Here is a 2288-nt window from a genome sequence, read left to right as displayed (position 1 = left end):
GCGTCCGAACCACCGCCCCGCAAACTGTAGTCCCACGGCTACATCCTCCTAGTGCGTTGCACCCACGTGAAACGTCGGTGCGCGATTGGCTCAGTTGTCTCGTCTGGCCACAGTTCGTTGACAGTCATCGCGCCGCGTCCAGCTGCTTCCTCTTGGTTGCACCATTCGCGCGGCCATGCGATGTAGTGACCGCCAAGTCGCTTGCCGTAGCGAACAAGCTTCCGATCTTCATCCTCGACCTGCTGGGTGTTCTTGGTGCGTGCGGCGATGATGTTTTTCGTCGCGCGGATGTCCCTTGCGATCTTGGCGACGATGGCACACGCCACCAGTGCAGCAATGAGAGCGAGCCAACTCCACCAAGGGATGCTGATGCCGGTCTCATTCATTGGAGTGCCTTCCTGTGTTGGTGCCAGCGGACGCAGACTCCACGCCGTCGGCGACGATGGTGAATCCCAGGTCGTCCACGGCGTAGGGGGAGAGCAGCACGCGGCCAGTGAGTCGGAGCTGGGTCATCTCCGGGATCGCGGCGGAGGGACGCTGCCGGACGAAGACACTCACCTTGTTGCGGATGCGCTTGCGGCGGCAATCTCGGACAGCCACGCCGGGGAGTTTGTAGACGAGACCACCGAAGCGCTCGTCGTCAACGCGGTGCTGCTTGTTGCTGTCCTCGTCCTTGACGTTCCTCGTTTTGGGGGTCATGTCGTCCACTTCAATCTCGTCGAGCGCGACGACCGAAACCCCATCGGGAATCAGGTCAAACACCGCGCCGCGGAGTTCCTTCATTTCGTCGGCCATTGTGAGTACCTCCTTAAGGTTGGCCGTTACTGGATCACTTCATGAACATTGCGCGCGACGAAGTCCACCAAGTCGCTCTCTCGATACAGGACTTTCCTGCCGAGCGTCACATACGGCAGGTGGGAGTTCTCGAACCTCCAGCGAGCCAGCGTCTTCACCGGCACATGCAGTATGGTCGCCGCATCTGCCGGGGTGAGGAGCGTTGGCATCTCGGAGTGTGTCGCGTTTGTGTTCATGGTTTTAGCCTGCCGGAATCAACGTAGGTATCGGTAAGGGAATGAACATAATCCGTAGTTTTGCGGTATCATGCATATATGAACTTGACAAACGATCGAGAGAAGTATATAGGTGCCTGTGTTCGACGGGCGCGGCATCGATGGGCGCCTATTGACAGAGATGGCAAAATTAGGGGGTCTCGCGAGGACTTGGCGAAGAGAGTCAAGGAACTTGTGCCGAATAGTCTTGTCACAGCCGATGTGCTTGAAAACATTGAGACTGGCCGTACGCGACTAAAACTGTCTGATGCGTTAGATATAGCGATTGCCTTGGGGGTGCCTCTCGTGAACTTGTTTGTGGATGTTCAAAAGCCTTTTGAGAACAATCCTTTGTTCCCGGATGGGAAAACTAATTTGCAGATCTATGGTGAACAACGTCTAGATGATTTCGAATTGCAGGCAGAAGATACAGATTTTAAAAAAGCGGGAAGGCTATTGGCTGATACTAACAAGCTCCAGTGGATGCTAAAGACCTATCCGGTTCATGGTTTAGTCGATATTTCAGCAGTAGCTGAACATAAATATCGGATGGCATTGAGGGAATGGAATAATAGCCAGTTCTGGATTTATACAGATAAAGGACGTTTTAGAATGGGTGGGTATTCTAAAACACCACAACCGAAACGTGGAGAATATTCAGCAACAAAACAGGAACAGGTTGAACTATCTCTAAAAGTATTCAAGGTGCTTGTGAACACGGTTAATGATATTGCAAAGAATTTGAATTGGTTAGGCAGATATGCGTATTGCATTCCAGATGAAATGGCTGACCGAATACTCGATGCTGTAGCTGAGGCAGGGCGTTGTGTTCAGTCGTTTGACGTAGATGCCATCTCGGTTTCTCAGCCTAAATACTGGGATGTCTCCTTTGAAGCACTCGTTGCACGTGTGAGGAAAAGCAATGTCGAAAGCTTGGATTGAAGACCTCTGGCTGACCGAGCCACGGGAGACGTTGCCCGATGGCAGCAAGGTGAAGATTCCAGTTCCCAGTTCTGTAACGAAGAGCTTGGCCGCGTATATGAAGACGCCGGAGAAGGCCAAGGTGCCCGAGAAGTTTAAGACGGCGCGGTATGGACACGGGAAGCGATGGCGGGTGTCTTGGTGGGCAACCTTGCCCGACGGTTCTAAGAAGCGCAGTAGCAAGGCATTCAGCACCCGAGCCGATGCCGAGTCGTTCGCGGCAGCCATGGAGGATGATATTCGCTCAGGTCGGTATGT

At 53.5% G+C, this 2288-nt stretch carries 5 protein-coding genes; 2 read left to right on the top strand and 3 right to left on the bottom strand.

Features of this window, described 5'->3' with window-relative positions:
- Window positions 1-38: 38 nt before the first annotated feature.
- From AB5Z52_RS16720 to AB5Z52_RS16710, 3 genes are read right to left on the bottom strand one after another with little or no spacing between them, the layout of a single operon-like run.
- Window positions 39-386 carry a hypothetical protein gene (locus AB5Z52_RS16720; protein WP_368267108.1) on the bottom strand — a complete coding sequence of 116 codons (348 nt, stop codon included), beginning with the start codon at window positions 384-386 and terminating at the stop codon, window positions 39-41.
- Window positions 379-795 carry a hypothetical protein gene (locus tag AB5Z52_RS16715; RefSeq protein ID WP_368267107.1) on the bottom strand — a complete coding sequence of 139 codons (417 nt, stop codon included), beginning with the start codon at window positions 793-795 and terminating at the stop codon, window positions 379-381. The genes AB5Z52_RS16720 and AB5Z52_RS16715 overlap by 8 nt, the downstream gene beginning before the upstream one ends.
- A gap of 26 nt (window positions 796-821) precedes the next feature.
- On the bottom strand, window positions 822-1031 hold the full coding sequence (locus tag AB5Z52_RS16710) for a helix-turn-helix domain-containing protein (RefSeq protein ID WP_025220940.1): 210 nt from the start codon (window positions 1029-1031) through the stop codon (window positions 822-824).
- Window positions 1032-1220: 189 nt separating this feature from the next.
- Here AB5Z52_RS16710 and AB5Z52_RS16705 point away from each other — a divergent pair, with 189 nt between their 5' ends.
- Together AB5Z52_RS16705 and AB5Z52_RS16700 are read left to right on the top strand one after the other, a co-directional pair.
- Window positions 1221-1991, top strand: a complete 771-nt coding sequence (locus AB5Z52_RS16705; RefSeq protein WP_368267104.1) for a hypothetical protein — start codon at window positions 1221-1223, stop codon at window positions 1989-1991.
- A partial coding sequence (locus AB5Z52_RS16700; protein ID WP_368267102.1) for a hypothetical protein occupies window positions 1972-2288 on the top strand: 317 nt, incomplete at its 3' end. The genes AB5Z52_RS16705 and AB5Z52_RS16700, both read left to right, overlap by 20 nt.

This window comes from Enterococcus sp. RTP21361st1_A6_RTP21361_211029 (assembly GCF_040910045.1).
GTDB classification, from domain to species: domain Bacteria; phylum Bacillota; class Bacilli; order Lactobacillales; family Enterococcaceae; genus Enterococcus_D; species Enterococcus_D gallinarum.
This window is presented reverse-complemented; position numbering and strand designations above follow the sequence as displayed.